The sequence below is a fragment of the Rhodococcus sp. OK302 genome (assembly GCF_002245895.1).
Lineage (GTDB): Bacteria > Actinomycetota > Actinomycetes > Mycobacteriales > Mycobacteriaceae > Rhodococcus_F.
On sequence record NZ_NPJZ01000001.1, the window covers coordinates 5,386,652 to 5,413,563 of the forward strand.

Genomic DNA, 26,912 nt, shown 5'->3' on the forward strand with positions numbered 1-26,912 from the left:
ACGACGCTTCGTAGTGCAGTAGTTTTGTCGTTATGAGTGAAATTCAGGGACAGCGCATCGCGTTCATTCAGGCGACGTGGCATCGCAACATCGTCGACCGTGCACGCGATGGATTCACCGACGAGATCGTAGGTTTGGGTTACCCCCGCGATTCTGTCGATTTCTTCGAGGTTCCCGGAGCATTCGAGATCCCGCTGCATGCTCGCCGTTTGGCGCAGACAGGCCGCTACCAGGCCATTGTTGCTGCAGGTCTCGTCGTTGACGGTGGAATCTACCGCCACGATTTTGTTGCGACGGCCGTCATCGACGGTTTGATGCGCGTGCAGTTGGACACCGACGTTCCGGTCTTCTCTGTCGTCCTGACGCCGCATAACTTCCATGAGCATGCTGAGCATGTCGACTACTTCAGCACCCATTTCGTGAAGAAGGGCGCCGAAGCTGCTCGCGCTGCAGACGCCACGGTCAAGTCTTTGAAGGCCCTGCCCACCAGCTAATCGTTCCAACGTCTCGCTGAGTCGGATCCCCTCCGACTCGGCGAGATTTTTTGTGTTTATCGAGGGATAACCAACCTCGACTGGGGTTAGCGACAAAGTCAGAAGTGTTCCGAACGCCCCAAATCATGAGCTCGCTGAAGCGACGTTCAAGTCGTACACACGCCATACCACGCGCTGACGTTCCAATCTTATGCTTTTACCTACCACCGCACCGGCCCTCCGCTGACCCCGAAGAAGAAGAAGAAGAAGACGAAGGGAAGAAGGGAAGAAGGGAAGAAGGCTCAGCCCCCGTTCATAGTGAGTGTTTTGTGCACTCTCCATGAGTGACCGGATTGCCCCGGCCACGATCACCACCATGTGGCGTTCCCGCGGCAATACCCTCAGCCTGCCGAGAGGCAGGTCTTACGCTTGGTTTCCGTCGGGCTTCTTTACCGTCTCGTCCGCAACTCGCCGAAGACGCGCCAACCCCAACACTCGCTGCAAGGGCAGCGAGGTTCAGAGCAGCATTGTGATCACGATCGCTGCGGAAACCGCACGCATCGCAGGTGAACACCCGAACCTTCAACGGCAGTTTGGCGGCTCTTCCGTTTCTAGAGTGCATTGATTGATTCCCGGAGCTGACCCGAGTGAATCAGTGACCGCAAGATGTAGTGATCGAGATTGCGGAAACCCAGCGCGATACCTCGTAGATACTCGAGCCGGCCGTTGATCGCCTCGACAGGACCATTCGATGCACCGGTATCGAAGTAGGCCAGGATCTCCTTCCGCCGTTTCCAGAGACTGCGACCGAGCTGAGCCAACTCCGCAAGTTCCTTCGGGACACCGGATTTGATGCGATTGAGGACCTTGTACATCGCCAACTTCCCCGCCCGCTTGTCCGAATCAGCGTACGCGGCAACAAGTTCCTGGTAGACGCGTTCGGTGACCTCGACATCGATGTGTTCCTCGTCCGCGAACACCGCCTCAAGTCGCGCATTCTGTTTGTCGGTACGCAACGTCTCTCGGGTCAGCAGCACCCGTTTGATGCCGTACAACGGGTCACCGGACCGGCCGCGGTGACCGAGCGTGACCTGCTGGACCCGCTGCCGACACACGGTCAACTTCTCCGCAGCCAAGTGCACTACGTGGAAGGGATCCATCACCGTCCTGGCCTGCGACAATACGTCTTTGGCGGCCGAGTGGTAGCCGGCGAACCCATCCATCGACACGATCTTCACCCGGTCCCGAAACACCTGATCACGCTCACGCAGCCAGTCCTTGAGCGCCGCAGCGGAACGGCCGGGAACCATGTCGAGCAACCGGGCCGGGCCGGTACCGTCGATGACCGGAGTCAGGTCCACGATCACCGTCACAAAGCTCGGATCACCTTGCCCGCGTACATGTTTCCACTTGTGTTCGTCCACACCCAGGACCCGAACTCTGTCGAGGTGGCCGGGCTGGTCGTAGACCAGGTGCCGGACCGTGGACAGGGCGAGGGAGTTCACCACGTCCCAACTCAACCCCAACGCCGTGGCCACCGCCGAAACCGGCATCTTGTCGCAGGCGAGGCGTCCGAGGATCCAGCCGGCGGTCCGGCGGGTGGTGCAGGCTTTCGAGGCGGCCACCGTGTCGATGCGTTGACGGAACACCGCCACCTCGCAGGCATCGTTGCCGCAGGTGAATCGGGGTAGCCGGATGTGAAGGCGGGTGGGATGACCGACGACGGGGAGGTCGGCGAGGGTGCGGGTGACGTGGTCGCGGAGTCGGCCAGGTTTGCCGCAGGACGGGCACGTCGGGTCGTGTTCGACGGGTCTGCATTCGATGTGGGTGAAGCGTTCGGCGATGGCGGCGCCGGTGATGGTGACGCCGAGTTCGACGGTTCGGCAGATGGTGTCGGCGACGAGGTTAGTAGTCTGGTTCATGGGTCCTGTGGTGTGTTCGGATTCGGTGTAGGAACCTTCATCCTCACATCCCAGGACCCTCTGTATGCCTCTACATCTTGTGTCTGCTCGGATCACCGGAAATCGAGTTCATGCACTCCGGATCCGGAACAGCCAGTTTGGCTTTCACTACCGAACAGTTCGAGCAGGTCTTACTCGACGGAAACCACCGATCCGCCACCACAAGGCCGGTACCGGTCCAATCGGTTTTGTAGGTGACTTGGCGCCGGATCTCGCCGAGCGCCGCATCATGCAACGCGCGATTCAGGCCCTTCTTGTAGGCGCCACCGGATCGGGTCATCCCGGCGACATTCAAATCTTCGACAACGACGGTGTCGAATTCCTCGACCAGTCGGGTGGTCAGCTTGTGAAGATAATCGCGGCGACCATTCGTGATCCGGGCGTGCACCCGCCGAACCTTGACCTGGGTGCGTAGCCACCGCTTCGACGGTTGTTGGTCGGTACGCCGGTCCGGGCCCGTGCGCCGCGAGGCTTGACGTTGCAACCGACGCAACGACTTCGCCTGCTTGCGTGCATGTTTCGGCCTCTCGATCATCTCACCGGTGGAGAGAACCGCGAGGTGTTTCACTCCCACGTCTACCCCGACTACGGTGCCCGCGTCTCTGCCGCCGCCGCCGGAACGTAAGGGCGGAAGTGCACGCGACGGGATGATGGTTTCGACTGAAAACGACACCTGCCACCGTCCCCGACGAAACGAGATCGTTGCAGACCGGATCCGCGCGGACCCGGAAACGGTTTTGCGCGCCAGTTTCCGGGTGGACTCCGCTGTCCTGACGACCCCGATTCTGGGAAGTTGGACGTGACGGCGATCATCACCACCGGTCACCAGCCCGAAACTTCCTGTCGTGAACCGGCACGAAAGGACCGCCCGTTTACTCTTGAAACGGGGAAACCCCATCGAACCTTTTCGTTTCCCCGTACGCGCGTCCCACCAGTTCCACAATGCCGCAATACAGTTAGCGATCCCGGAACTGTACGCCTCTTTCGAATTCTCCGGCCACCACACCTGCCCCGACTCCGGGTTGACCGCCACCACATCTTTGACAGTGTTCCAGTGTTTACGCAGACCGGAAGCAGACCACGACATCGCCGGCGTCAGCGCTGTAACTGGGATGTCATAGGACTTTTCTGCAGTGCGTTGGTCCAGGTTCGCTGCAACGTGTGACAGCGCCCAGTTGTAGGCGAAACGTTGTGCCCCGCAATGCGACCGCAATACATTGACCTGAGCTGGGGTTGGATCAAGCACATAGACGAACGCTCGTGTAACCGACCTTGACGGCGGATCTCCCAGCTCCAGAGAGGACGTCACACCTACGGACATATTCTGCATCGGCTCCCCCAGCGTCAGTCAAGTCGGCATCACCCGACATTAGAAAGGTACAACGGTCCACCGACACAAATGCCTCGACAGGTTTGAAACCAAACAGAGGCACCATCCCCGTGGCATATGCGGGACGCAGCTCAGCCACCCCCTCCATGGCTGAGCCGCATCCTGCCGCAGTCCATACCAAAATCCCCGCCACGAGCAATCGCACAACCCCCGTTGACGCTCGCATCGCTCCCCCTTCGATATGGACTCACTATATTTGATGCGCCCAAACCCCAATCGGTTCCGCAACCGACAAAATCCCAGGTCCCGAGGGTCTGTTCGCTTCCAGCGCACCTGCAGCGATTGACGACGCTCGCAGCAGTCGCATACTGGAGTGGTTGACCACAACTTCGGGAGGGCACCGCGTGAGCACACCGAAAGCACCTGCCAAACCAGCGATCCTCAGTGTCGACGACGATCCTGGGGTTTCCCGCGCCGTTGTCCGTGACCTTCGCAAGCGGTACGGCGAGAAATACCGGATCATTCGTGCTGAATCCGGCGATCAAGCTCTCGAAACTCTTCGAGAAATGAAGCTGCGCGGAGACTCGGTCGCTGTCATCGTTGCGGACTACCGTATGCCCGGTTTGAGCGGAATCGAATTCCTCGAACAGGCAATGGATCTCTATCCCGTCGCTCGACGCGTCCTACTCACTGCCTATGCCGATACCGACGCCGCGATCGACGCCATCAACGTCGTGGATCTCGACCACTACCTCCTCAAGCCATGGGATCCACCGGAAGAGAAGCTCTATCCGGTGATCGACGCGCTCCTGGACGCATGGGCGAGTTCCAGCCATCATCCTGAGGAGGAAACGAAAGTCGTCGGCCATCGCTGGTCCGGACGATCCTCCGATGTTCGAGAGTTCTTGGCGCGCAATCAACTTGCATATCGGTGGTACATGTCGGACGAGCCCGAAGGGCAACGCCTTCTCTCCGCTGCCGACGTCGACGAACTGAGTCTTCCGATCGTCATCGCACCCAATGGTGATGTTCTCGTCGAGCCGACAGACGCCGAACTCGCCGACAAACTCGGACTGAGCACAACCCTGTCCGAGGACTTCTACGATTTGGTCGTTATCGGCGGTGGGCCAGCCGGATTGGGTGCCGCACTGTACGGAGCTTCCGAAGGCCTGCGAACAGTACTCATCGAACGACGAGCAACGGGTGGTCAGGCTGGCCAGAGCTCGCGTATCGAGAACTATTTGGGGTTCCCCGACGGCGTATCGGGAGCTCAGTTGGCTGATCGCGCGCGTAGGCAGGCAACAAAGTTCGGCGCCGAAGTCATCACTGCCCGCGATGTCACGGGTCTCGAAATCAACGGCTCTGCCCGCACGGTTCGTTTCGACGACGGTACGTCCGTCGACGCGCATTCCGTCATCTTGGCGACGGGTGTTTCCTACCGTCAACTTTCGGCTCCGGGACTCGACACCTTCACCGGTAGAGGCGTCTACTACGGATCTGCCGTCACCGAAGCTGCTCGCTGCAGTGAACAAGACGTTTACATCGTGGGTGGCGCCAACTCGGCAGGTCAAGCAGCCGTCTATCTTTCACGCGGTGCACGCTCGGTCACCATCCTCATTCGAGGCGCATCTCTCGAAGCATCCATGTCTTACTACCTGATTCAACAGATCGAGAAGAATCCGAAGATCTCCGTTCGCGCCTGCACCGAAGTTATCGGAGCGGAGGGCGACGATCATCTCGAACGAATCACCCTGCTGAATAGAGCAACTGGCGAAGAATCGACCGTCGACGCACAATGGCTGTTCATCTTCATCGGCGCTGCCCCACTGACGGATTGGCTGGAGGATGTAGTCGTAAGAGACCGCCTCGGGTTCATCCTCGCCGGCCCCGACCTTGCTTCCGAAGGCGTCACGCCACAAGGTTGGCCGCTCGACCGCGCACCCCATCACCTCGAAACCAGTGTCCCCGGAGTCTTTGTCGCCGGCGACGTCCATGCCGAATCAGCCAAACGGGTCGCGTCGGCTGTCGGCGAAGGAGCGATGGCCGTGATGTTCGTCCACCGCTATCTCGCTCAACAATAGGGAGATTCGATGTCTGTTCCAGAATGCAGTCCCGAGCTTCTTCGCACACTGTTCTTGTTCGAGGAACTCACCGACGAACAACTCGAAACATTGTGCCGGAGCGGTCATATCGTCGAGATCGAGCGCGGTCAGGTATACCTCGAAGGTGAGCCTGCATCGTGCTTTTACGTTCTCATCGAGGGCGAGCTGATCATGTCGAAGCTCTCCGGCGGCGAAGACATCGAGATGGTGCGGACTTCACAACGAGGCGTCTATTCGGGCGGTTGGACGTCGTATCTCGGTGATCGTGTGCCGCAGATCTATTCAGCATCGCTGCGCGTAACCAAACCGTCGACGTTCTTCGTTCTGGATGCCGACAAATTCGGCGAGGTAGTGCGCAAGTGGTTTCCGATGGCCGTTCATCTGCTCGAAGGTGTGTTCTTCGGCAATCAGAACGCCCGCCAGATCATGGACCAACGCGAACGTCTTCTCGCACTCGGATCTCTCTCTGCGGGTCTGACCCACGAGCTCAACAATCCTGCCGCTGCAGCAGTTCGGGCAACTGCGTCGCTGCGTGAACGCGTCGCTGCAATGCGTCGCAAACTTGGCATGATTGCCACCGGCGCCTATGACCGCGAATCGCTAGTCACACTCATGCATATGCAGGACGAAGTCGCCGAAGTAGTTGCCAAGGCTCCGACGCTCACGCCACTTGAAGCGTCGGATCGCGAAGACTCCCTGGGCGAATGGTTCGAAGAGCATTCCATTCGCGAGGGTTGGGATCTTGCGCCGACCTTCGTACAAGCTGGCTTGGACACAGATTGGCTAGAGAATGTTGCTGCGGCAGTTGATGAATCCGTGCTCGAAGGTGCAATTCGCTGGCTGAACTACACGATAGAATCCGAGCTTCTCATGAACGAGATCGCTGATTCCACTACGCGAATTTCCACGCTTGTCGGTGCCGCCAAACAGTATTCGCAGATGGACCGGGCCCCTTTCCAGACCATCGACGTCCACGAATTGCTCGACAGCACCCTGATCATGTTGGGTCAGAAGATCGGGGACATCACCGTCGTCAAGGAGTATGACCGGACCCTGCCTCCGATCGACGCGTATGCGGGTGAACTCAATCAAGTGTGGACAAACCTGATCGACAACGCTGTTTCCGCGATGGACGGGTCCGGAACACTCACCATTCGCACTAGTCGGGACGGCGATCGAGTGTGCATCGAAATCTGCGATACCGGATCGGGAATCCCCGACGACGTCATCGACAGGATCTTCCAGCCGTTCTTCACCACCAAGCCTGTTGGCGAGGGAACTGGCCTGGGCCTTGATATTTCGTGGCGAATTGTTGTCGGTAAGCACCACGGCGAACTGCGAGTCACCTCGGAACCTGGGAATACCCGCTTCCGAGTTCTGTTGCCCATCTCTGGGCCGGAGCGTAATCCTCTCGACGACGCCGAGTAGCGCAAGCTGGCCTGGGCGCGCACCATGAATAGAGCACCATCACTTCGACGAGGGGATGAACAATGACCGATGGGCTGCCAGTAGGGATCGATCCGAGTGTCCCGCCGAGCGGGGCTGGGTGCGTCGAATGTGATGCAGTGGCAGGTTGGTGGGTCCATTTGCGACGGTGCGCGCAGTGCGGTCACATCGGTTGCTGCGACTCCTCCCCTGCGCAACATGCCAGCGCCCATGCCGCAGCGACCAAGCATCCATTTATGCAGAGTTTCGAGCCCGGCGAGGACTGGTTCTGGAGCTTCGAAACCCAAGAGGCATACGACGGCCCCGAATTGGCGGCGCCCACTTCACATCCCGCAGATCAGCCGGTTCCGGGTCCAGCTGGCCGAGTACCCGCTGATTGGCAGGATCACATCCACTGACTCAGGTCGGCGGGCCCGCATTTCTGAGGGAGTCAGCATTCGCCTGTTCCTGGGCCACCGCGTCATCGAAGCACTTCTGGAAGTACGCCTTCATACCCTCCACGACAACGATATGACTTTCCAGCGCATTCACGAGCGAGTCTGTAGAGCCGAAGGCTTTCTTGGCGAATTTTTCCTGCAACGCTAAGCCCGAATCGAGAGTTCCGAAACCACTCAGGGATCCCAGTTCTCGTGCCTTCATCTTGATCCTTTGAAGTTCACCAATCCAGGCATCGCATGCATTGCCAAGTTGATCAGCAGTCTCGCGGTTGAGCACGAAGCTTTCCCCGTAATTTTCACTCATATTCACTCCCCCTCAAAATCTGAAAGCTACATCATTTGGGCAAATATTCCCTGAGCGCAATCATGTCCTTGATGGCCAATCCGCAGATATCTTCTTCGTGGCGGACCTGATATTTCGCATCGATTCGAACGAAGATCGCACCCTGTTTCACAGGCAGTGCTGCAAAGCATAAATCTCCATCAACATCCGCCCCTTCGCGGAAGGTGATCGCCCCATCACCTATCTCCGGTACGTCTTGGATGTCGGTGTCTTCAGGGTTGCGCCGTACGTCGTCAAGAGTATGAAAAGTCGACCACACACCGAGTTGATACCAATTTCCCATCCATGTACAGATCTCGAACTCCGCCTGGCGGACACCCAGGACGCCGTTCTCTTCAGTCGATACGTCAACACCCAGGCTCGAGATCACGTCATCCGGAATGGCCGTGCAGGGGTCGAACAGACCGTCGTTACCGGCGGGCCGAACCGCTTCGCCCTCAACCGTCGAGGAGCAACCCCCAACTAGCGCGACTACGGCAGCCACTCCAACCGCGGCCCGGCAAGCGCCCCACAACATCACCGCAATCCCCCTCGCCAACTGATCTCAATGTATTGGACGCAACGAAGCGCCACCTGGTTCCCTCCAGTTGCAATCCATTGCAACTCTTCACGCCGAGTCGCAACCGCCCTAGCGTTGATCTACCAGCGGATTCACAACGAAGTGAGGTGCGGATACATGAAGGCAGCACGGTTCCACGGGCAGAAAGACATCCGAATCGAAGACATTCCCGAGCCCGAAGTTCGGCCGGGGACCGTCAAACTGAAAGTCGCGTGGTGCGGGATCTGCGGCACCGACCTCCACGAATACCTCGAAGGTCCGATCTTCATTTCAGCGCCCGGACACCCTCATCCTCTGTCTCATGAGAATGCGCCAGTCACGATGGGACACGAATTCTCGGGCACCGTCGAAGAAGTCGGCGAAGGTGTCACCGATGTCGAGGTCGGCGAGAATGTCGTCGTCGAACCCTATTTCGTGTGCAATGAGTGCGCTCCCTGCAAGGCGGGGAACTACCACCTGTGCACGCAGATGGGTTTCATCGGATTGGCCGGCGGCGGTGGCGGACTCAGCGAGAAGGTTGTCGTCGACCGGCGGTGGATCCACAAGATCGGCAACATCCCCCTCGACGAAGCCGCATTGATCGAACCGTTGAGCGTTGCCCACCATGCCGTCGTTCGGAGTGGTGCGAAAAGTGGTGACACCGCGATCGTCGGTGGCGCCGGGCCAATCGGACTCCTCGTTGCGGCAGTCCTCAAAGGACTCGGCGTAACTACGATCGTCACGGAACTCAGCGACGCACGCAAAGAGAAGGCACTGACCAGCGGCGTCGCAAACTACGTTATCGATCCCAGCACCGAGGACGTCAAAGCACGCGTACTTGAAATCACCGACGGCATCGGTGCGGACGTCGGATTCGAATGCGCGGGAGTCAATACTGTCCTCGATACGATTCTCGACACCGTCAGACCCGCGGGAGTTGTTGTGAACGTTTCGATTTGGGGCAAGCCTGCAACCATCGATATGCAAAAGCTCGTACTCAAAGAGATCGATCTCCGCGGAACCATTGCCTACGTTCGCGATCACGAGGCCGTCATCAAGATGGTTCAAGAGGGTGTTGTCGATCTGGCGCCGTTCATCACCGGTCGCATCCAGCTCGAAGATTTGATCTCGGAAGGCTTCACGACACTGATCGAACACAACGACACTGCCGTCAAGATTCTGGTCCGTTCGTAGCGAAGGCACGGAGGCGGTGAGCTCCCCTGTCACTCACCGCTTCCACCTTTACGACGCTTCCCGTTCCTCGCTGACGCACAGCGCGGAGTACTTCGCGAACGCGTCTTGCAAGGTCAAAGACTTCCGCTTGGCTGCGATGTCACGAGGCTTGGCCTGCGCAGCACACCTTCGAGCATGCTGGATCACGGCTTCACGTACGACGCTGGATATATCCGCGCCGGTGAACTCCTGGAGGGCCTCGAGCGCCCTCAGTTCGTCTTCGTCAAATCTCACAGTTACCGATCGTCTAGCCACAATCAGGATGCTACTTCGAGTCACAGCCAATTTGGTGAGCTACGTTTTAGCGAGACCAGAGAACCCTTCCCCACCAGGCGAATTGCATTCCAATCAGACTGGTTGGAAATCGGTGGGTGCCACACCTAAGGGAAACTTGCCGAGTACCTTCGCGCCAACTTATGCTTGAAAGCAAAGCATAGGAGTGCCGATGAGCCAACCACGCAGGAGTTCACCGAACCGCAACAGCCCTGTGCCTGAAATAGCACGCATAGGCGAGAGCTTCGCTGAACGCCGAGTCCAGCTGCACCTCACTCAACAGACACTGGCCGACCTCGCTGGCGTCTCCCGATCCAGTGTTCAATCACTCGAATACGGAACCGGCTCCGTGAAACTGGCGTCAGTCGTCGAGATCGCCGACGCACTGGGACTGCGCCTTCAACCGATGACAATCGCTGAGACCAAGGCTCCTCGATAAGATGACCACAACTTCGATCGGAACCCGATATGAGCATTGACCACATAGTTTCAGCAGTCGACAGCACCGCCGCAGACAAGATCAAGGCCGGCCTGGCAGCTATCGCTCAAACATCGAGCACTGCAACAACTCTGACGATAGATGGCGTCACGATCGGCGTTCCGCCATCCGTCGGCGATGCTGTAGTTCAGCTTCTGACCTACCTCGCAAACGGCGACAGCGTCGCGCTCGGCGCGGTCGCCGAACTACTCACTACATCACAGGCCGCCGAAATCCTCGGCGTCTCCGACACATACATCCGCAAGCTCGCCGACGCGGGGAAACTCCCGATCGAGCTACGCGGAACCCACCGCCGGTTCCGGCTCGATGACGTGATGGCCTACCGGGAGCAGTTCCCCAAGCGTACCTAGCTCTTGGCGTACATTCCTTCGATCTCTTTGGAGAAACGGTCGACGACGACGTTGCGTTTGATCTTCAGCGTAGCGGTCATTTCGCCGTCTTCTTCGGTGAGATCACGATCAAGGATGACAAACTTCTTGATCGACTCGGCGTGCGAGACAGTCGAATTGGCGTCGTCGATAGCCTTCTGCAGTTCGGCGCGAAGATTTTTGTCGTCACGCAGTTCAGCGACGGTGGCACTGGATGGCCTGCCGTTATCGACCTTCCACTTTTCGAACACTTCAGGATCAACCGTGAGAAGTGCAGTGATGTACGTTTTTCCGTCACCAACGACGACGGCCTGCGACACGATGGAATGTGAGCGGATGCGGTCTTCCATCGGACCGGGTGAGACGTTCTTGCCACCCGCCGTCACCAGGAGATCCTTCTTGCGACCGGTGATGGAAAGGTAACCGTCACTGTCGAGTTCACCGAGATCTCCGGTTCGCAACCAACCGTTGTCAAAGGTATCTGCGGTTGCCTTCTCGTTCTTCCAATAGCCCTTGAAGACCACACCCCCGTTGAGTTCGATCTCACCGTCCTCGGCAATACGAACTCCGTTACCGCCCATAGGCCGTCCGACGGTTCCGATCTTCTGAGCACCAGGGATGTTGACGCAATGGGCTGCCGTGGTTTCAGTGAGACCGTAGCCTTCGTAGATCGGGACTCCGAGGCCACGGAAGAAGTGACCGAGTTCCGGTGTGAGTGCGCCGCCGCCCGAGATTGCGAACCAACATTCGCCGCCGAGAGCTGCGCGCAGCTTCGAGTACACAAGCTTGTCGGCAACAGCGTGCTTTGCCTTCAGGATCAGCGAAGGACCGCCCTTGTCGAGGGCTTGACTGTATTCCTTGGCGGTTGCTTCCGCGAAGGCAAAAATCGCGCCGGGCACCTTGCCGCCCGACTCTGCCTTGCGAGCCGCACCGTCGCGAACCTTCTCGAAGACACGAGGGACACCAAGAATTGTATTGGGCTTGTAGCGCTCGAATTGGGTTGTGATGGTAGAGAAATCAGACCAATGTGCCTGCGAAGCTCCCGCTTCGAAAGTTGCCAAGGAAACGGCGCGAGCAAGAACATGCGCGAGGGGCAGGAAGGTGAGGACGCGGTTACCGGGAACTGCAACCTTGCCGATCGAGGCGGTGAGAATGCCGCGCACCTCGGACAAGAAGTTGCGGTGAGTGAGGACGCACCCCTTCGGGCGTCCCGTCGTTCCGGAGGTGTAGACGAGTGACGCCAGATCGTCGGCCTTGATTCCGTCGAGTCGCTTCTTCAGTTCGGTGGCGTCGACATCGATGCCACCCTGGGTCAGCGTCTCCACGGCCCCGGCGTCGATCTGCATGACCGCCTTGAGGGTGCTGGGCGCATCCTGAAACAGTGTCTCGTGGGTTCCGGTCTCGACGATAGCCATGACGGCTTCGGAGTCTTCGAGGATCCAACTGACCTGTCCCTGCGAGGACGAGTCGTAAATCGGGACCGTCGCCGCGCCGGCCGCCCAAATGGCGAAGTCGAAAAGCGTCCACTCGTAGCGCGTCGCCGACAGCAATGCAACGCGATCACCGGGCCCAACTCCGGCAGCGATCAGGCCGTTCGCGACGCCCGTGACCTGCTCGGCGAAATCTTTGGCCGAGACGTCGATCCAGGTATCGCCCTTGGGCCGGGAGAATACCGTGAGGTTCGGGGTCTGCTCGGCGTGTGTGAAAACTGTGTGCACCACGGACTCGTTATCGGAGATGACGAACTGGGCTTTAGCGCTGTAGTCACTCACAGGTTTTCATCTCCGTTGGTCTGCGATTCGGTGCTGATTCTGAAACGGTGAAGGGCGCGGGCAAATTCTGCGATCTCGGACTCCGACCAATCCTGCAGCCTGCTGGTGACTTGGTCGAGTCGACGCGCGTCGGCGGCATCAAGATAGGTGCGGCCCGCGTCCGTGAGGTGCAGCGGGTTGCCCTGACGAACAGGCCCGGGGTCGGCAAACACCCAGCCTGCGTCGATACATCCGCGTACTTGCCGCGAGATGGTGGAGCGGTTGACGCCGAAGACGTCGGAAATCTCGGTAGCTCGGCAGCCGTCGTTGCGGCCGATAAACGAGAGGAAGGAATGTTGCGCGATGGACGGCTGATCATCGGATTGGCGATCGCCGGTCATCAGCTGACGCGTCAGGTGCACCAGCTCGTCATGGACGGCTGGTGGGCCGATGAGCGACTTCGCTCCTGTGTGTTGCACTGAGCAACTATAACGCCAGTCCCCATGCCCAACGCAAGGTGACCGCCACCACCGACAGCAAAAAGCCTCGGTGATGACGGTCAGCGCTTACACCAGATCTTCGCCGTTGCGGCGAGCTTCCAGCCAGTCTTTGATGAATCCCCGACCGATGACCGCCAGGACGACAGCGACCAACACGGGCCAGATCAGGACGTAGATGGTCAGTAGGGCTGTACTCATTCGTACTCCTTCAGTTTTGAGGCGACAGCTATCTGCCGGACACACCCAGTTCGGAAACATCGTCACGCGGATCCGTCTCGGGATCCTCCTCGTCGAAGTCACCTGTCCGCTGCTTGATCAACTCGAAATCGAACGTCTCGCGCTTGTTCACCGACATTGCGAAGCACACAACGGTACTGACGGCATAGGCGACCAAAGATCCACTGAGCGTTGGGTAATCGTGAAGGAAGCCGATCGCGAACGGTGCGGAGATCAGGATCGCCAGCCCGCCGACGATCTGCGCGACCTTCAGTCCGAAGAATCCGAAGGCCATGAGCCCCAGCACCACTCCGATACCGATCACGGAGACGATGTCGAAGAGGATTCCGATCACACCGTCCATCGGCACCCAGCTGAAACGCACGGGCAAGAACGCGGCAAGCGCAACGAGAACCGACACGGTGAAGGCTTTGTTGGTCACCTTGCCCCAGTAGAAGCTCGCGATGACGGGGAATACGAGCGCACCCCAGAGAGCTCCGACAAATACCAGTAGATCCAGAATGCTCAATTGGAGACTTGCCAAGGCAATTGCAACAGCCGTCGCGACGATCATCGTCACGCGGCCAATGAGCAGCATCCGTCGCGGATTGGCTTTACCCGCGACGGTCTGGCCGTACACATCGGTCATCATGATCGACGAGAGTGCAGCCAGATCCGAGTCCGCCGTTGAGGACAGCGCTCCGATGATCATGACAAAGAAGACAGCCAGCAAGATTCCCGGCAGGTACGACGCCGCCATCTGCGGAATCAGGTTGTTGACGTCGCCGCCCATCGGCTCGACTCCGAGGTACAACGCGAGGACACCGAGCATGCCGACGCCGATAACCGTTGCGCCGTAGCCCACTGTCGCGGTGATGAAGGTGGGCTTGATCAGGTCTTCGCGGACCGCGAACAATCGTTGCGCGATGGTCTGGTTTCCGATTGCGTAGGCAAGCACTGCCGCGATGTAGGGTGCGCCTTGTTCGAAGAAGGCGACACTCGAGAAGAAGTTGCCCTGCTCAGCAGTGAGGTTTCCGGCGCCGCTCTCGAAGGCTGCGGGGAATCCTGCTGCGAAGAAGATGAACGGCACCAAAACGACTACTGCGCCGAGCATTCCGATCAACTGCACAAAGTCGGTCAGCACCGAAGCGCGGAATCCCGACCACAGTGTGTACAGCAGAACACCCAGCGCAACGATGAAGACGCCCTGGATGAAGTTGAACGGGGACAGCAACGAAATCAGCAGGCCGCCAGCGAGGAAGTTCGACATCAAACTGATGACGCTACCGACGATGTTGGATCCCGCAAGCATGAGCTGGCTAGATCGCCCGTGGCGCGCATACATGACTTCGGCCAGGGTGTGGGCCTTCGGCGCGACTTTACGAATTCGCTGCCCGAACGGATAGATGAAGAGAATCATCAACGCGCCCCACAGTCCGTAATGAATCGGACCTGAGATTCCATAGGTATATCCGGAGGTAGCGGAAGCGTACAGCGACGACGCCCAAATCCACGTGGCCGTCATGCTGGCAGCCGAAACACCGAATCCCAATTTGTTGCCGGCGGTCATAAACTCGTCGGCGTTTTCCTTCTTCTTACCAATACGAAGAGAAATCAGAAAAGTTCCACCGTAGAAAGCTACTAGCAGTGAAACAATTACCAACGTACTGAACTGGACCATATCGGATCCTGTCACGTCACATCCTTCGTTAATAATCGGCAGAACAATGCGTAAAGATCCCAGTTTCGAATCTTTACGCTCTGTTGCTGCACGTCCGAGGAGTAACCGTCATACCAACACCGGTCACATATTCAATTGACTAACAACACACACAATCGTCGAACGAAAACCTATACCTCCATTGAGTGAATGCCAGAGAGTCGAGCCGACACATAAGGTCTATGCATCGAACATTGAGGCGGTTTCAGGCTTTTGGCCCAACCGCCCAACTTCAGCAACTGGAAATTGACCATAGCATGACCCCAGTTTTACGACACAAAATCCAAATTTGCCAATCCCTCGTAATTTGAGCATTTCACCGCCCAAAAAGTGCTTTCTTCCAGCGCATATAACAAATCCATATCGAATGAAATCATTCCACGATCCGATCTGTTTGACACCGAATTCTTCGGCTACATCGACAGGACCATTCGTGCGAACCCGCGGCCCCAGTCCGGATCGCACGGAACGTCTCGATCGAGCGGGTTCGCGGCGATAGCGCCCGTCATTCGCAGATACAACAGGGTGCCCCTCGCGACCGAAGTCCAATCATCTTCCCCGAGTTTGGTTCCGCTCTCCGTACGCCAACCCAATGCAGTTAGTCCCTCGATCATCACCTCGCTCCGCTCGGCCTCCGACAAGCCAGCAGCCAAGGTGAGTAACAGGATTCGGCCAGCCTCCTGCGCAAGCCCACCTTTCCCCAACGGCAGCACCGAAACGATATGCCTCCACAACTCACCCTGGTACGCGATCATCGACTTCCCGAGTCTGGTGAGAATCAATGTGCCTCTGTGTTTTCGGACGAACTTGAGCCTCTTCGCTACTTCCAGTAACTCCGAGATCTGTGCGCTGCTGCCGGAAGTGGTATCGATCCACCCACCGCCCCAATGGAGTTCGTCGCGAGCTGACACAACCTCTTCCGGCGGAAAGCATCCGGTCGCAGTCAATACAATGCCCACGCCCCGCGCTCGATTCACGTGAATCCGCCACGTGCGCAGGGTGAGTAGCAGTTGCAAGATTTCGGTGCCGCCGGCCGACTTGTTGCCGGGATTCAGTCGGAATCGTGTTTTCGATCAAACGCGTTTCTGCTGTGCGACCGCTTCGGTATGGATGGCCGCGCAGATTGTGGCCCGATCCCAGTCACCACCGCCAGCGTCGCCGCCGAGGAACCCGATCCGTGTGCTGGCCCTTTCAGGTCGCAGCGACCCAAGCGGGTCCCGCCGTGTCTGATTGGTGATGCACTTGGCGATGATCGACAACGACACACCGCCAGCAGACGCAACAAAATACGACGGCGACCAAAAATGGTTGCCCCACAAATATGTGCGGATATGTTCCGGAAACTCCTGCCTCAGGTATCGGGCAGAGACACCGTTGAGACTGCTGACCAATGTGGAGAGCTGAACGGTCGGCGGATAGTGAATCAGCAGGTGCACGTCGACGAATTTGCCGTTGGACTCGGTTAGCGTAGCCCCGAACTTGTCGCACACCTCTGCCATGATCGTCTCGCACCGAGTCAGCATCGGGTCGGTGAAAACTCCCCGACAATATTTGGTGACGTAGACCATCTTCAACGTGAGTGACGGAAAAGCGGTGGGTGCGAGATGAAACGGATTGTCATGGTCAAGCTCGTACCCACGCCCGAACAGTTCGCGGCATTGGAATCGACCTTGATGTTGTGTAACGACGTCGCCAACGAGGTTGCAGAGTTGGCACAGTTGATGAAGCTGCGGTCACGTCGGGCGTTGCAGGTCGCGATGTACCCGATAGTGAAGGCGCGAGGATTGTCGGCGCAACCGTCCCTGCACGTTCTGCGGAAAGTTGCTGATGCATACACCACCCGAACTGCGAATCTGGTGAACGGGAATTGTGGCCGTCCGGGGTCGAAACGGTATGCCGCAGTTTCTGATACCACGATCGAATTCCGGTCGAATGCTGCGCAACCGTTCGACGATCGATGCTTGTCCTGGCAGCTCGACGGCGCGACGGTATCGATTTGGACAGTCTCGGGCCGAATGAGGGGTGTGTCCTTCGTGTGCGCACCCTGGCAGCGGACACTCCTCGCTGACCGCAAGGGCGAATCCGACCTGGTGCTGCGGGATGGCTCGTTCTATCTGTATGCCACTGTCGATCAACCTGCACCGACCCCTGTTGTACCGGCGAAAGATCCGTCGGCCGGTTGGCTGGGAGTGGATCTGGGGATCGTCAATCTCGCGGTCACCACCGACGACGATCCGAACGTGCTTGATGTCCGGTGGTCCGGTGGTCCGGTGGTGCCGTCACCGCGCGCCGGAAAAAGAACGAGGTGATGCGGACCACCCTGCAGAAGGTTGGAACGAAATCCGCGAAACGGAAGTTGAAGACTCGGCGACGGAAGGAACAACGGTTCGCCACCGACATCAACCACCAACTGTCGAAAACAATTGTTGCTCAGGCGCAACGCACCGACCGCGGTATCGCGATAGAAGATCTATCCGGTATTCGTGATCGGGTACGGCTGGCCAAGAAACAACGAGCACAGGTGCATTCGTGGGCATACGCCCAACTGCGGAACTTCGTCACCTACAAGGCGGAGATGGCGGGGGTGACGGTGCAGGTGATCAACCCGCGCAACACGTCCCGTACTTGTTCGCGGTGTGGGTTCTGTGATGTGAGGAATCGTCGTAGCCAAGCTGTGTTCGTGTGCCGAGAGTGCGGGTGGGCTGGGCATGCGGATCACAATGCTGCCCTCAACATTGCCGCGCTCGGGCATGAAAAGTATTGGGCCGCTCAATCAACCGTGCCTATTGCAGCCACCGCCCTAGCATCCAGTTAGGTTGGTGAGCAGCAAACCTGGTCCTTCAGGGCCGGGTAGTTGATGGTCTCATCCACATCCAACATGATCCAGTGGGTTGATTCCGGTGTGTTCCGGCTACCGTGGACATGACATCCACCGCACCAAAACAGTGTCCAGCCCATGCTCGGGACTGGCACGGAACTGAGGATCCATGAGCGAGAACGACACCACCGCTGACCTGCCCCTTCACATCGACGGCGCAATGGCCATCGCAACGGACGAGCGTGACGAGTTGATCCGTCTGTGCGTTAAGTCCCTCGCCGAGATGTTCGGCAGCGAGCCCGCTACCGACGATGACGGCGACATTGTGGTTCCCGTTCACGGCTTCGTCGTTTACGTGACAGTTGCTGACGACGGCCCGCAGATCAACGTCTGGACCTCGGTCCTCACAGGCCTCGGCAACCCGGCCCATGCTGCAACACAGCTGATCGAGCTCGCTCAGGAATGGCCGCGTCTGCGCTTCGCATTCAGTGGCGACCACCTCCTGGTCTCGACCATTCTCGACGCGGATCCCTTCGCCCCGCAGCATCTGATCAACCTCATCGACGAGGTTCACGAGTTCACCCACGAACTCGACGATGATTTCGCAACATCCTTCGGCGGCACCCTCGATTGCGACGAGACTGACGACAGCTACGCCGGCGAATGCAACACCGGTGGCTGTGGCGACGACTGTGACTGCGATTGTGGCGACGACGCCGAAACTCCCGACGGCGAGCTCGGCATCACTGCCAGCAAGTAGCGCGACTGAGCTTCAGTTCCGAGATGCACGTGGGTTGCGAATTATGCAGCGCGCGTGCATCTCTGCGAACACACGACTGGACGCCTGGCGTGCTTGTAGCACCTTGCATGCCAGTCTTGAGGTGAACTCAATCGCTTCCTATATGGCATTTCACCATTTTGACAAACAACCTAGATACACTATTTCCAGATAGGGTTGTTTGACAGATCATGTTCACGACCACCCTCAACGGTCGGATGGATCTTGTGGTCGGTGAACCCACTCCGACTAACAACGAGCTTCCACTCATCAATGAATCCGAGCAAACCGCTCTGGCCGTGCTACGCGCTGGAGACCTACGACTCGAGCAAGAGCGAATCCCCTGACCATATGTACGCGAGCGGCTACACGCGGTTTGGAAGCTGCCCATCGATGACGTAACCGCTTCCAACTCTCACATCGACTGAATCATTTTCGAGAATTCGCCCACAATCGAGTCAATCCCAATGCTATTCAAAGTCGGATCCGATTCCTCACTCAACGAAATAATTACCTCAAGCTCTCCCCATAACCTACGCAGTTCAACTGCAACCAGATTGTCAGAATATTCCGAATGATCGACAATCCGCTCAAGTTCAGTAACAAGAATCCTTAAACTAATACAACTATCTCCATAATCTCGAATTGATTTCTCGGCAAGTTTGATGATAAATCTTCGATTTCCCACATCCAACCTCTCAGCAATTCACCGACAATATACTTTGGATACATGGACATCGCCTGGCCTCTAGACGAGTCGCCCGCGGTACATCGCTTCTGCCGCTACTTCGGCCACATCCACTTTCAGTGAAATCCACCAGCCTGCCCCCAATATCACGTGACAGCTTCCTGGACCGGGCCTTCACCGGCAAACCGATCCAAAAAGGACCTCGTGCCTCTCGCCTAACACGGGCCGGTTGCTGTACACCAGGGATTCCCGCATCCAGCTTCACCTCGATTTGGTACCAGACCCGGTAGACCTATCAATTGGATCCAAATCCGATCGTGGATGTTGCATAGATCGGTTTCAGAACCGAACTCCATTGCGGAAATCTGGTTTCGATCAACTCATCTGTATCCAAACCGAGATCCGGCTGCGACTCCCCGATGGAATCAATGTTCCCTTCGATGAAAACTGCCCAATCGCCCGATAATTTTAGTACTGACCTCGGATTGCACGGAATTTCGATATCGAACCGATCTTTTCCCCTCCTAGGCGTGGACCCCACGGACGTATGCAGGTGCTTTCGCTGCCGAAACCCGTCGTCACCAAATCGACCGGTTCGATTGACTGACGATACTTCTTCCATCCATTCAACCGATCTAGTTTCCCCAACGATGAGTAACGCCGCATTTCCATCTCCGAGCGAAATCGATGTTCGGAGGTCAAGGATCACACCAACCCTAGAAGTCAATGTCGAAATTTTTACATCCAAAACTGAACATTCTTGAAGTAGGTCCGAGACAGAAAGTGGATCAAATGATTCTGCAGCAAATTCGACGTAGGACGTAGGATCCTTCATCAAATCATCAATAGTTGCCATCTTCTTCCAATCCAAAGATATTTTCCGATTTCACTAAACTTATTCTAGGTCTTTCCTACCCTGGCGGCAGTGGGATATGCCCATATGGATCATGCTTCCCGATCGTAGTGCGACCCGTAACAGGATTGACAGTCTGGCCGCCTGCGTTCTGATACACGACGTAACCGTTGGGATAATCCGCAACTCGATTACTGACCGGGTCCATTACACGAACAGAAACTACACGGTGGTCGAGTCCTGGCGTCCCCGGCGCAACCGGGTACTCAATCCCCTTTCCATTCCACGTCGGCGACCCAGTCGTCCCTGGAGCGACTACAGGTAGTTTCTCTCCATTCGGCCCTTGAACGGATTCGGGTTGGCAGGGTGTCAAGCCGAACGGATCAATCCACCCCGTCGGGTTATGAACGTACGCATCAGGGTTCGGTGCAGGGGCAAGTCCCAACGGGTCCGGGGTGATGAACCGGGCAGTGTGCGGATTGTAATAACGGTGCAGGTTGTAGTGTAATCCGGTTTCCGTATCTGCGTACTGACCTGGAAAACGTAGTGGCGTACTGACTTCGCCGCGCCAACTGGTAACACCCCACAGCGACTGTTTCGCTGATCCGGCAACGATGCCCGTAACAGGGTCGACGAGGTCGGTCGGGGTGCCGATCAGATCGGTCACAATTGCGTAGAACTCGGTGTTCGTTGCTTGCGTCAACGGTGTGTGTGTCCCCGGCAGATAGGTCCAGCGCAAGGCTTCCCGGGTCGAGGATTGCTCAATGAGCGTGGTGCCATCCCACGTGAAAAAGGTTTGCTCGGCAACGGCACCCACCTGGTCGTGATGGGTTTTCGTTGTTCGGCGACCGAGAGCGTCGTAGGTGTACCGCCAGATCGAACCGTCAGGTGTCGTGACCTCGGCGAGTTGGTCGAAGCCGTCGTAGCGGTAGTGCCACACATCAGGTTTACGGGACAAACGGGTGGTGACGGTCCGGATCAGTCGGCCGGCAGAGTCGTAGGTATAGCGGTGTCTGCCATCGCGAATCAACAACGTGCCACGGTACTCGCGGCGTGCTGATTCGTCGGCTCTGATGTTGCCCAGGGCGTCGTAGGTGAAATGCTCGGTGGTTTCGGCACTGTCGACGGTAGTAATCCGGCCTACCGGATCGAGTGCGTAGACGCGATCGACAGTGTCCACATCACGAGCATTGATTGTGTGCCCCGTCAGGTAACGGTCGTCGCGGTAGCGGTATTCATCGCGCCGCAGGATGGTCGGCTCCGGCCGCGATGTCGGCCCGAAGTCCATGTTCAACAACGTTGCCGGATGCGCGGTGACCTGCTGGGCTGCGAGTTGCCCGGCGACGGTATGGATTCGAGTCACAGCGAGTTCGTGAACATTCCACGCAGTCAGTTGCCCACGCGCATCGTGGGAGAAACTGATCGGGTTACCGTCGGCCACCAGGCTCCGCGGTCGTCCCGCCAGATCCCACTGCCACCCGGTCGAGTGGCCGCCGGGGCTGGTTCGGCTGGTGAGACGCCGTTCGATGTCGTAGTCGAAGGTCATCGGGGGATGATTATCGAGACTCTGACCGGTCGGGAGCCCGTCAAGGGTGTACTCGTAGGCGAGTCTGTGGATCGGATTGCCGTGCTGCGCGGTGGTTGCGACGACGGGTCGGCCTGCGAGGTCACGCTCGAAGGCCCGGGATTCGCCGGCATCGGTGTCCACCGAGGAAAGTTGCCCGAGAACGTCATACGTATGACGACGCACTACACCGGTCGGCGGAGTGACCTCGACGATGTGGTCCATCGAGTCGTAGGCATATTCGGTTGTAGCGTCGTTGAAGTCGGATTCTTCGATCAACCTTCCCGCTGGGTCGTACCGGTAAGTCCATACCCCGCCCATCGGATTGATCACCGAGGCGAGTCTGCGTTCGGTATCCCAGGTATAGGTGGTGACGGAGCCATCCGGATCGCACTGCGAGACGAGAAGGTCGAAATCGCCGTAGGTGTAGTGAGTTTCAGCGCCGAGTGCATCAACGCTACGAAGGAGATTACCTTCACCGTCGTAGTTCCAGCGTTGTGTGGATCCGTCCGGGTCCACTTGCGCGAGCAGTTTTCCGTCGACACCCCATTGATAGTGCACTGTCGCACCGGTGGGGTCGGTGACGGAGATGATCCGGCCGAATCCGTCGCGGGCGATACTGGTGACAAGCCCTAGCGGATCGGTCACCGAGATCGGCAAACCTGTTTTGTCGCACTCGATTTCGGTGCGCGCACCGCTCGGACTCAGAATGGATGCGGGCGCGCCGTCGGAACGGTAGGTGCATTCGGTGCGCGCCCCGGTCGTGTCTGCGAAAGCAATCAGGTTGCCACTGCTGGGGTCCCAAGTCCGGTGGGCACTCGCCCCGCCCGGCGTACGTATCGCCGACGGTTTTCGCGCTGCCACATACTCGACGATGATGGGATGTCCGTCGGGGCGCGTGATGCGTGCGATATCCCCATCCGCGGTGTATCGGTAGCGGGTGACAGTTCCGTCGGGGGCGGTGACTGCGAGAGGATCACGGCGGGCGTTGTAGTCGGTGTGAGTGTGCGCGCCGATTGGTGTCACCAGATCACGGAGGCGCAGATCGCTGTCGAAACCGTGGACCGTCACGGCTCCGACGCTGTCGGTGACGGTGGTGACGGAACCTGCGCTGTCGGCCATATCGGCGTAGTGGAAGGAAGAGTCGAGGACCCCGCCCGTTCCGTGCTGTTCGGTGACGCGCCCGAAGGTGTCATAGGTGTTGAGCATCCGGTTGCCGTTGGAATCGGTCCACGACGTCATCCGTCCATCAGCGTCGTAGGTGTAGCTGGTGGTTGCGCCGGTGCCAGTGGTGACGGCAGCGAGATTCCCGTCGCGGTAAGAGAATCGGCGAACCGTAGTGTTCTGGTCACGGCTGGCCACTGAGAGCGCCGCGACGCGCCCCGCTGTGGTGTCGACCAGGATCCGGTAGCCACCCGAATGGACTATCTCGGTAGGTTCACCGGAAGTGTTGTAGTGAAATCGAATTCGATTCTTGTGCTGATCAGTGATGGCACTGATCGCGAAGTTTCCGACTTCGATGTCGAGCCCGGCAGCGGCGCGTTCGGGAGCAAAATGCCAGATGATCGCGCGTTCCGGATTTTCGATCCGGTAGCCGCCGGCAGCGGTGCGAGTCAACGGCCACCGCTGACCCGATATCGGCATGACAGGGATCCCGGGTTCGGAATGCGGATAGGCCAGGAGCACACCATCTTCGGCGACAAAGCTCACTCCGGATTCTTCGACGACGACACGCATGTCGAGCGTCGAGGTCCAGGTATTGCCGAACCAGCGGCCTCTCCGATAGTTGGATCGGTGCCGTCGGGTCAGGATGAACGGGAGTACCGCGGGGAGTGCGAGATCCGTTTCCGGAAGCAAGAATTCGCCCGTTGCGATATCAACCGGATCCCGGCCGGAACACACTTCTTGTTGTGTCCGATCGCAATTGGGTCCGGAGTCGGCAGCGTCCTCGCCGATACCGCGATCCCCCTCGGATCGTTCTCGCGGGCCAGGTGTGTCGGGGTGGCTGCCATCGGAAGGCGGTTCCCCGTGCGCTGACGGCCGAGTTGGGATGTCGTCGAGTGTGCGCCCCGCAGCGCCTAGCTCCGAAAGCTCATCGGCGATCCGAATTCCGTTTCGGCCCAACACTGCCGCGCCGCCGGCGCCCCCGGTCGCCGCAGTCAGTATTGCGTCTCCGGCAAGTGAACCTGCGAATTCGAACGGGTTCTTCGCAATGCCGGTGAACATCGCGCTGACCGCCGCGCCCGGATTGGCTGCTGCCGCAGTAACCCCGGCGACAGTATCGCTCATTCCCGCAAAATATTCGGCCGGATGGCTGATGTTGTAGGGGTCGACGATGCTGACCTGGCGAACGAAGGCGACTATCCCGGTCACACTGCCGACGAGGCCCGCGCTGAAGTTCGCCGCTGCGAGGTTACTGCCCTCAGCGATGTCGGTGAGGTTGTCGATCATGCGCTCGGTGAACGGCGGCTCGGTCGGGGCAGCGGCGGTAGCCTGCTCGAGTTCGCCGACTACCTGGCCGGCGATGTAGTCACGATTGCTCCGGGCATCGGCGAGGATACGCCGCGCTTCTTCCCTCATCGGGGTCCACGTATCTGTCAGCGGATTCGCGTGCTGCTGCTCGCCGGTGAGTGCATTGAATGCGTCGATCTGTGATTGTTCTACCCGCGCGGCCTCTTTCCACAGTGCGATGGCGTCGGCGGCTTGTGCTTGGAGGCCCTCGACGGCGTACGACCAGGATGTCAGCGTGCTACCGGCACCGATCATGGCGTCGGCGGCTTCGAACCAGAGCCCGGGTTGTTTGTCGTAGACCTCGTTGAATGCGTCGGCGCCGGTTCCGGTCCAGTCGGCTGCATCGATCTGGCGTAGCGAGGTGGCCGTGGATTCGATTCCGGCGGTGAGCGCTGTGAGTGTGTCGACAGCGCCGAAGATGGCGGAAGTGTCTCCGCGGATGAGTTCCTTCGGTTGATCTGTTTGTCCGAGTTCGAGTTCGTCTACCTGGCCGCCGGTGATGCTCGCAACCGAATCGCTGAGGGTTGTGAGTGCTCCCGCAACACCGTCGGCTCCAATTCTGTTGGCCGCTCCAGCGAGAGCGTCGAGGCCGGAATCGATTGCTTGACCGGCAGATTCGAGACCGTCTTCGACGCTGTTCTCGATGCGGTCACCGATCTTGTCGACCATTCCCGCAGCGTTTTCGAGCCAGCCCATCAGTTCGCTCCCGCTACTGCGATGTCCACTGTGTCGCGGCCGATTGCCCCGGCGTTGGCCGTGATGGTGCTCCAAGCGGCACCGAATGATTGCGCGCTGTAGTCCGAGTTGAGGACATTGTTGGCGGGGTTGTCGGCGAATGTTTCACCCCAACTGCGAGATCCGGCCTCTTCGGAATTCATTCGGGGATCTCCGAAGACGTTGGTCCACGCCGTTTTCACAGTGCCGGAGTTAGCTTGCTCGATTGAATTGTAAAGTCCGGCCGAGAGGTCGAGGGTGTTGGCGATACTGTTCGCAGCTTTCACCAGTGCCCTCACTCCCCAGGTCCATCTTTCGGCGAATTCTTCGAGACTTTGCTGGACCCCGTGATGACCGGCTTCGATGGTGGATAGTGTGAGGTTTGCGAAACCTCTTCCTATTGAAGCAGTTTCGCCGATTCCTAGTTCGGTGAGAGCGCCGGTGATCGCAGTGATGCCGGCTGCGGCGTCGAGGAGAACTTGCGGGTCGACGTCGAGGTGTTCGCTCACCGGGAAGCTTCCTTGGATGCTGGCGGGAATCCCAACGGAGTCTCGCCGGCGATGTCGACAAATAGTCCGGTGGCTTCGGGCAAGGAAGGAATGAGAGTGTCGAAGATTCTGCTGCCGAGGACGCACTGGTAGCGGGCGTCGACGAGTTCACCTCGCGCTGCAAGGTGGCGAGCGAATTGTTGTTCGTCGGTGAATGCGCAGATCCAGTCGATCCCGCGCAGAGATGTGATGAGGATGCGGTCGTCGAACATGGGGACGAGCAGGACCGCATCGCGGACGGCGGCGGTCAGACTCTGAACTCTGCCGAAGCCGAGTCGGAATGCGTCGACCTCGTCGAGTAAATCGAGTCGACGGTTAGCGATATCCCCCATGAAGCCCCCCGGCATCAGCATTGTTTGCGTCGCCAACGTAGCAGAGTTTGCGCTCGGCAAGCGCGGCAACCGGATCCTGTCGGTGGACGGTGCCACTATTTCAAGATGGAGATCGAAGACGATGGATTCGAACCGCCCGAAGCCTGCGTTCAGTGGTGTCAAGTGCGAAATTACGATCTGCATGTCCTCGATGACGGCGCCACCGTGGATCTGGACTGGTGGAACTCGCACCTGCGCGACGCCAACCACGAGATTCGACTACACGGCCGGAACGACGACGGAAAGATCGTCACTGCTGGCATGGCAACGGTGCAGCGCAATGACCTTCGCCCAAATAGCGAACTCGTCATCGCAGACCATGACGGGCTCGGACTGCTATTCCTGTGTGCGGCCTGGCAGAGCGCTCATCGGGGTCGCCGATTCAAACGTCGATTCCCCGACGTCTTCAACACACAGGTCCCCGATGGCGAAGATCCACTGAAGACGATCAAGTCCATCCTCGACTACTGCGTGAAGACCCGCACATTGCCGGCCATCCACCGCGATACCTGGTCCGGATGGCCCGTGACACCTGGTGTCGGAGTTTCCCTCATCGCGGCATTCATGTGGGCCGCGGGAGTATCCGAGGCGGGTAGCCGCGCACAGTTGATCGACCAGTTCGGTGTGTCAACGCTCATTCACGAAGGTTGGCTGGAAGATCCATCGGTCAGCAGTTTCACCCTGCGTCGATACCACCGCTACAACGAGTTGCTCAACGCCTGGGCGACAACGGCCCAAACACGCCCCGAGCTAATCGAAATGTGGCTGGTAAAACGCTGGACTGCCCGGGTTCAGGAAGCTCGTCACGGCGAACGTGCAATGCCCACGCTGTTCTAAGGTCCATCAATACTGCGGGGTCTGGCAAATCCACGCGACC

At 58.5% G+C, this 26,912-nt stretch carries 28 protein-coding genes; 12 read left to right on the top strand and 16 right to left on the bottom strand.

Annotation, left to right across the window (positions count from 1 at the left end):
- Positions 1 to 32: 32 nt before the first annotated feature.
- On the top strand, positions 33 to 494 hold the full coding sequence (locus BDB13_RS24690) for a 6,7-dimethyl-8-ribityllumazine synthase (RefSeq protein WP_094274120.1): 462 nt from the start codon (positions 33 to 35) through the stop codon (positions 492 to 494).
- 292 nt (positions 495 to 786) lie between these two features.
- On the opposite strand, the gene BDB13_RS24695 is transcribed toward BDB13_RS24690, so the two are convergent.
- The 3 genes from BDB13_RS24695 to tnpB all read right to left on the bottom strand — a co-directional run bounded on the left by BDB13_RS24695 (position 787) and on the right by tnpB (position 3,764).
- Complete coding sequence (locus BDB13_RS24695) at positions 787 to 1,095, bottom strand: zinc ribbon domain-containing protein (RefSeq protein ID WP_254922941.1); 309 nt, start codon at positions 1,093 to 1,095, stop codon at positions 787 to 789.
- Complete coding sequence (locus tag BDB13_RS24700; protein WP_094274121.1) at positions 1,085 to 2,395, bottom strand: ISL3 family transposase; 1,311 nt, start codon at positions 2,393 to 2,395, stop codon at positions 1,085 to 1,087. Before BDB13_RS24700 ends, BDB13_RS24695 begins: the two co-directional genes overlap by 11 nt.
- Before the next feature lie 70 nt (positions 2,396 to 2,465).
- A complete protein-coding gene (tnpB, locus tag BDB13_RS24705) occupies positions 2,466 to 3,764 on the bottom strand; it encodes an IS607 family element RNA-guided endonuclease TnpB (RefSeq protein WP_369597463.1) in 1,299 nt (432 codons plus the stop codon).
- 404 nt (positions 3,765 to 4,168) lie between these two features.
- Here tnpB and BDB13_RS24710 point away from each other — a divergent pair, with 404 nt between their 5' ends.
- From BDB13_RS24710 to BDB13_RS24720, 3 genes are all read left to right on the top strand, one after another.
- Positions 4,169 to 5,845, top strand: coding sequence for an FAD-dependent oxidoreductase (locus BDB13_RS24710; protein WP_094274122.1), 1,677 nt, complete (start codon positions 4,169 to 4,171; stop codon positions 5,843 to 5,845).
- A gap of 9 nt (positions 5,846 to 5,854) precedes the next feature.
- Positions 5,855 to 7,294, top strand: a complete 1,440-nt coding sequence (locus tag BDB13_RS33500) for an ATP-binding protein (protein WP_094274123.1) — start codon at positions 5,855 to 5,857, stop codon at positions 7,292 to 7,294.
- Positions 7,295 to 7,356: 62 nt separating this feature from the next.
- Positions 7,357 to 7,710: a UBP-type zinc finger domain-containing protein gene (locus BDB13_RS24720; RefSeq protein WP_094274124.1), complete on the top strand. Its 354-nt coding sequence runs from the start codon at positions 7,357 to 7,359 to the stop codon at positions 7,708 to 7,710.
- A 1-nt stretch (position 7,711) separates the two neighbouring features.
- Here BDB13_RS24720 and BDB13_RS24725 read toward each other — a convergent pair whose 3' ends face one another.
- Positions 7,712 to 8,053: a hypothetical protein gene (locus BDB13_RS24725; protein ID WP_094274125.1), complete on the bottom strand. Its 342-nt coding sequence runs from the start codon at positions 8,051 to 8,053 to the stop codon at positions 7,712 to 7,714.
- A gap of 31 nt (positions 8,054 to 8,084) precedes the next feature.
- Positions 8,085 to 8,609 (bottom strand): DUF3558 domain-containing protein, encoded by a 525-nt coding sequence (locus tag BDB13_RS24730; RefSeq protein ID WP_094274126.1) that lies wholly within the window; start codon positions 8,607 to 8,609, stop codon positions 8,085 to 8,087.
- A gap of 159 nt (positions 8,610 to 8,768) precedes the next feature.
- Between BDB13_RS24730 and BDB13_RS24735 the strand changes: the two genes are divergently transcribed.
- Positions 8,769 to 9,824, top strand: a complete 1,056-nt coding sequence (locus BDB13_RS24735) for a 2,3-butanediol dehydrogenase (protein WP_094274127.1) — start codon at positions 8,769 to 8,771, stop codon at positions 9,822 to 9,824.
- A gap of 48 nt (positions 9,825 to 9,872) precedes the next feature.
- Here the strand turns inward: BDB13_RS24735 and BDB13_RS24740 are convergent, their stop codons facing one another.
- Positions 9,873 to 10,097 carry a hypothetical protein gene (locus tag BDB13_RS24740; protein WP_094274128.1) on the bottom strand — a complete coding sequence of 75 codons (225 nt, stop codon included), beginning with the start codon at positions 10,095 to 10,097 and terminating at the stop codon, positions 9,873 to 9,875.
- A 211-nt stretch (positions 10,098 to 10,308) separates the two neighbouring features.
- Here BDB13_RS24740 and BDB13_RS24745 point away from each other — a divergent pair, with 211 nt between their 5' ends.
- Both BDB13_RS24745 and BDB13_RS24750 read left to right on the top strand, forming a co-directional pair.
- Entirely contained in the window at positions 10,309 to 10,575 is a 267-nt protein-coding gene (locus BDB13_RS24745; RefSeq protein ID WP_094274129.1) for a helix-turn-helix domain-containing protein, read from the top strand.
- A gap of 29 nt (positions 10,576 to 10,604) precedes the next feature.
- The gene (locus BDB13_RS24750) at positions 10,605 to 10,985 is read left to right on the top strand and encodes a helix-turn-helix domain-containing protein (protein ID WP_094274130.1); all 381 of its coding nucleotides are present in this window, start codon (positions 10,605 to 10,607) and stop codon (positions 10,983 to 10,985) included.
- On the opposite strand, the gene BDB13_RS24755 is transcribed toward BDB13_RS24750, so the two are convergent.
- The 6 genes from BDB13_RS24755 to tnpA all read right to left on the bottom strand — a co-directional run bounded on the left by BDB13_RS24755 (position 10,982) and on the right by tnpA (position 16,764).
- Positions 10,982 to 12,775, bottom strand: coding sequence for an AMP-dependent synthetase/ligase (locus tag BDB13_RS24755; RefSeq protein WP_094274131.1), 1,794 nt, complete (start codon positions 12,773 to 12,775; stop codon positions 10,982 to 10,984). The genes BDB13_RS24750 and BDB13_RS24755 overlap by 4 nt on opposite strands.
- The gene (locus BDB13_RS24760) at positions 12,772 to 13,233 is read right to left on the bottom strand and encodes a MarR family winged helix-turn-helix transcriptional regulator (RefSeq protein ID WP_094274132.1); all 462 of its coding nucleotides are present in this window, start codon (positions 13,231 to 13,233) and stop codon (positions 12,772 to 12,774) included. The genes BDB13_RS24755 and BDB13_RS24760 overlap by 4 nt, the downstream gene beginning before the upstream one ends.
- 87 nt (positions 13,234 to 13,320) lie before the next feature.
- A complete protein-coding gene (locus BDB13_RS32610) occupies positions 13,321 to 13,452 on the bottom strand; it encodes a putative transporter small subunit (RefSeq protein WP_217902149.1) in 132 nt (43 codons plus the stop codon).
- Between the two features lie 28 nt (positions 13,453 to 13,480).
- A complete protein-coding gene (locus BDB13_RS24765; protein ID WP_176459746.1) occupies positions 13,481 to 15,151 on the bottom strand; it encodes a sodium:solute symporter family protein in 1,671 nt (556 codons plus the stop codon).
- Between the two features lie 452 nt (positions 15,152 to 15,603).
- Positions 15,604 to 16,149 carry a hypothetical protein gene (locus BDB13_RS24770; protein ID WP_176459663.1) on the bottom strand — a complete coding sequence of 182 codons (546 nt, stop codon included), beginning with the start codon at positions 16,147 to 16,149 and terminating at the stop codon, positions 15,604 to 15,606.
- 114 nt (positions 16,150 to 16,263) lie between these two features.
- The gene (tnpA, locus tag BDB13_RS24775) at positions 16,264 to 16,764 is read right to left on the bottom strand and encodes an IS200/IS605 family transposase (RefSeq protein ID WP_441347212.1); all 501 of its coding nucleotides are present in this window, start codon (positions 16,762 to 16,764) and stop codon (positions 16,264 to 16,266) included.
- A gap of 30 nt (positions 16,765 to 16,794) precedes the next feature.
- On the opposite strand from tnpA, the gene BDB13_RS33130 reads away from it, so the two are divergent.
- The 4 genes from BDB13_RS33130 (at position 16,795) to BDB13_RS32265 (ending at position 19,133) form a co-directional block, all read left to right on the top strand.
- Entirely contained in the window at positions 16,795 to 17,499 is a 705-nt protein-coding gene (locus BDB13_RS33130) for a transposase (protein ID WP_254922944.1), read from the top strand.
- Positions 17,499 to 18,005, top strand: a complete 507-nt coding sequence (locus tag BDB13_RS33135) for an RNA-guided endonuclease InsQ/TnpB family protein (protein ID WP_254922945.1) — start codon at positions 17,499 to 17,501, stop codon at positions 18,003 to 18,005. The genes BDB13_RS33130 and BDB13_RS33135 overlap by 1 nt, the downstream gene beginning before the upstream one ends.
- 172 nt (positions 18,006 to 18,177) lie before the next feature.
- Complete coding sequence (locus BDB13_RS24785; protein ID WP_094274134.1) at positions 18,178 to 18,768, top strand: T3SS (YopN, CesT) and YbjN peptide-binding chaperone 1; 591 nt, start codon at positions 18,178 to 18,180, stop codon at positions 18,766 to 18,768.
- A 209-nt stretch (positions 18,769 to 18,977) separates the two neighbouring features.
- A complete protein-coding gene (locus tag BDB13_RS32265) occupies positions 18,978 to 19,133 on the top strand; it encodes a hypothetical protein (protein ID WP_176459664.1) in 156 nt (51 codons plus the stop codon).
- A gap of 636 nt (positions 19,134 to 19,769) precedes the next feature.
- Here the strand turns inward: BDB13_RS32265 and BDB13_RS24790 are convergent.
- The 4 genes from BDB13_RS24790 to BDB13_RS24805 are packed head-to-tail and all read right to left on the bottom strand — an operon-like array spanning position 19,770 to position 26,158.
- Complete coding sequence (locus tag BDB13_RS24790) at positions 19,770 to 20,330, bottom strand: hypothetical protein (protein ID WP_141210686.1); 561 nt, start codon at positions 20,328 to 20,330, stop codon at positions 19,770 to 19,772.
- Positions 20,331 to 20,385: 55 nt separating this feature from the next.
- A complete protein-coding gene (locus BDB13_RS24795) occupies positions 20,386 to 25,098 on the bottom strand; it encodes a putative T7SS-secreted protein (protein WP_094274136.1) in 4,713 nt (1,570 codons plus the stop codon).
- The gene (locus tag BDB13_RS24800) at positions 25,098 to 25,625 is read right to left on the bottom strand and encodes a hypothetical protein (protein WP_094274137.1); all 528 of its coding nucleotides are present in this window, start codon (positions 25,623 to 25,625) and stop codon (positions 25,098 to 25,100) included. Before BDB13_RS24800 ends, BDB13_RS24795 begins: the two co-directional genes overlap by 1 nt.
- Positions 25,622 to 26,158: a hypothetical protein gene (locus BDB13_RS24805; RefSeq protein ID WP_176459486.1), complete on the bottom strand. Its 537-nt coding sequence runs from the start codon at positions 26,156 to 26,158 to the stop codon at positions 25,622 to 25,624. Before BDB13_RS24805 ends, BDB13_RS24800 begins: the two co-directional genes overlap by 4 nt.
- Here BDB13_RS24805 and BDB13_RS24810 point away from each other — a divergent pair.
- Positions 26,102 to 26,872: an 8-oxoguanine DNA glycosylase OGG fold protein gene (locus BDB13_RS24810; RefSeq protein WP_094274139.1), complete on the top strand. Its 771-nt coding sequence runs from the start codon at positions 26,102 to 26,104 to the stop codon at positions 26,870 to 26,872. The two genes, BDB13_RS24805 and BDB13_RS24810, sit on opposite strands and share 57 nt — an antisense overlap.
- Positions 26,873 to 26,912: the final 40 nt, after the last annotated feature.

Coding starts and splice junctions, on each gene's coding strand:
- BDB13_RS24690 (WP_094274120.1), top strand. CDS start 33: ATGAGTGAAATTCAGGGACAGCGCATCGCGTTCATTCAGGCGACGTGG.
- BDB13_RS24695 (WP_254922941.1), bottom strand. CDS start 1,095: ATGCACTCTAGAAACGGAAGAGCCGCCAAACTGCCGTTGAAGGTTCGG.
- BDB13_RS24700 (WP_094274121.1), bottom strand. CDS start 2,395: ATGAACCAGACTACTAACCTCGTCGCCGACACCATCTGCCGAACCGTC.
- tnpB (WP_369597463.1), bottom strand. CDS start 3,764: ATGCAGAATATGTCCGTAGGTGTGACGTCCTCTCTGGAGCTGGGAGAT.
- BDB13_RS33500 (WP_094274123.1), top strand. CDS start 5,855: ATGTCTGTTCCAGAATGCAGTCCCGAGCTTCTTCGCACACTGTTCTTG.
- BDB13_RS24720 (WP_094274124.1), top strand. CDS start 7,357: ATGACCGATGGGCTGCCAGTAGGGATCGATCCGAGTGTCCCGCCGAGC.
- BDB13_RS24725 (WP_094274125.1), bottom strand. CDS start 8,053: ATGAGTGAAAATTACGGGGAAAGCTTCGTGCTCAACCGCGAGACTGCT.
- BDB13_RS24730 (WP_094274126.1), bottom strand. CDS start 8,609: ATGTTGTGGGGCGCTTGCCGGGCCGCGGTTGGAGTGGCTGCCGTAGTC.
- BDB13_RS24735 (WP_094274127.1), top strand. CDS start 8,769: ATGAAGGCAGCACGGTTCCACGGGCAGAAAGACATCCGAATCGAAGAC.
- BDB13_RS24745 (WP_094274129.1), top strand. CDS start 10,309: ATGAGCCAACCACGCAGGAGTTCACCGAACCGCAACAGCCCTGTGCCT.
- BDB13_RS24750 (WP_094274130.1), top strand. CDS start 10,605: ATGAGCATTGACCACATAGTTTCAGCAGTCGACAGCACCGCCGCAGAC.
- BDB13_RS32610 (WP_217902149.1), bottom strand. CDS start 13,452: ATGAGTACAGCCCTACTGACCATCTACGTCCTGATCTGGCCCGTGTTG.
- BDB13_RS24765 (WP_176459746.1), bottom strand. CDS start 15,151: ATGGTCCAGTTCAGTACGTTGGTAATTGTTTCACTGCTAGTAGCTTTC.
- BDB13_RS33130 (WP_254922944.1), top strand. CDS start 16,795: ATGAAACGGATTGTCATGGTCAAGCTCGTACCCACGCCCGAACAGTTC.
- BDB13_RS33135 (WP_254922945.1), top strand. CDS start 17,499: ATGCGGACCACCCTGCAGAAGGTTGGAACGAAATCCGCGAAACGGAAG.
- BDB13_RS24785 (WP_094274134.1), top strand. CDS start 18,178: ATGAGCGAGAACGACACCACCGCTGACCTGCCCCTTCACATCGACGGC.
- BDB13_RS32265 (WP_176459664.1), top strand. CDS start 18,978: ATGTTCACGACCACCCTCAACGGTCGGATGGATCTTGTGGTCGGTGAA.
- BDB13_RS24790 (WP_141210686.1), bottom strand. CDS start 20,330: ATGGCAACTATTGATGATTTGATGAAGGATCCTACGTCCTACGTCGAA.
- BDB13_RS24795 (WP_094274136.1), bottom strand. CDS start 25,098: ATGGGCTGGCTCGAAAACGCTGCGGGAATGGTCGACAAGATCGGTGAC.
- BDB13_RS24810 (WP_094274139.1), top strand. CDS start 26,102: ATGGAGATCGAAGACGATGGATTCGAACCGCCCGAAGCCTGCGTTCAG.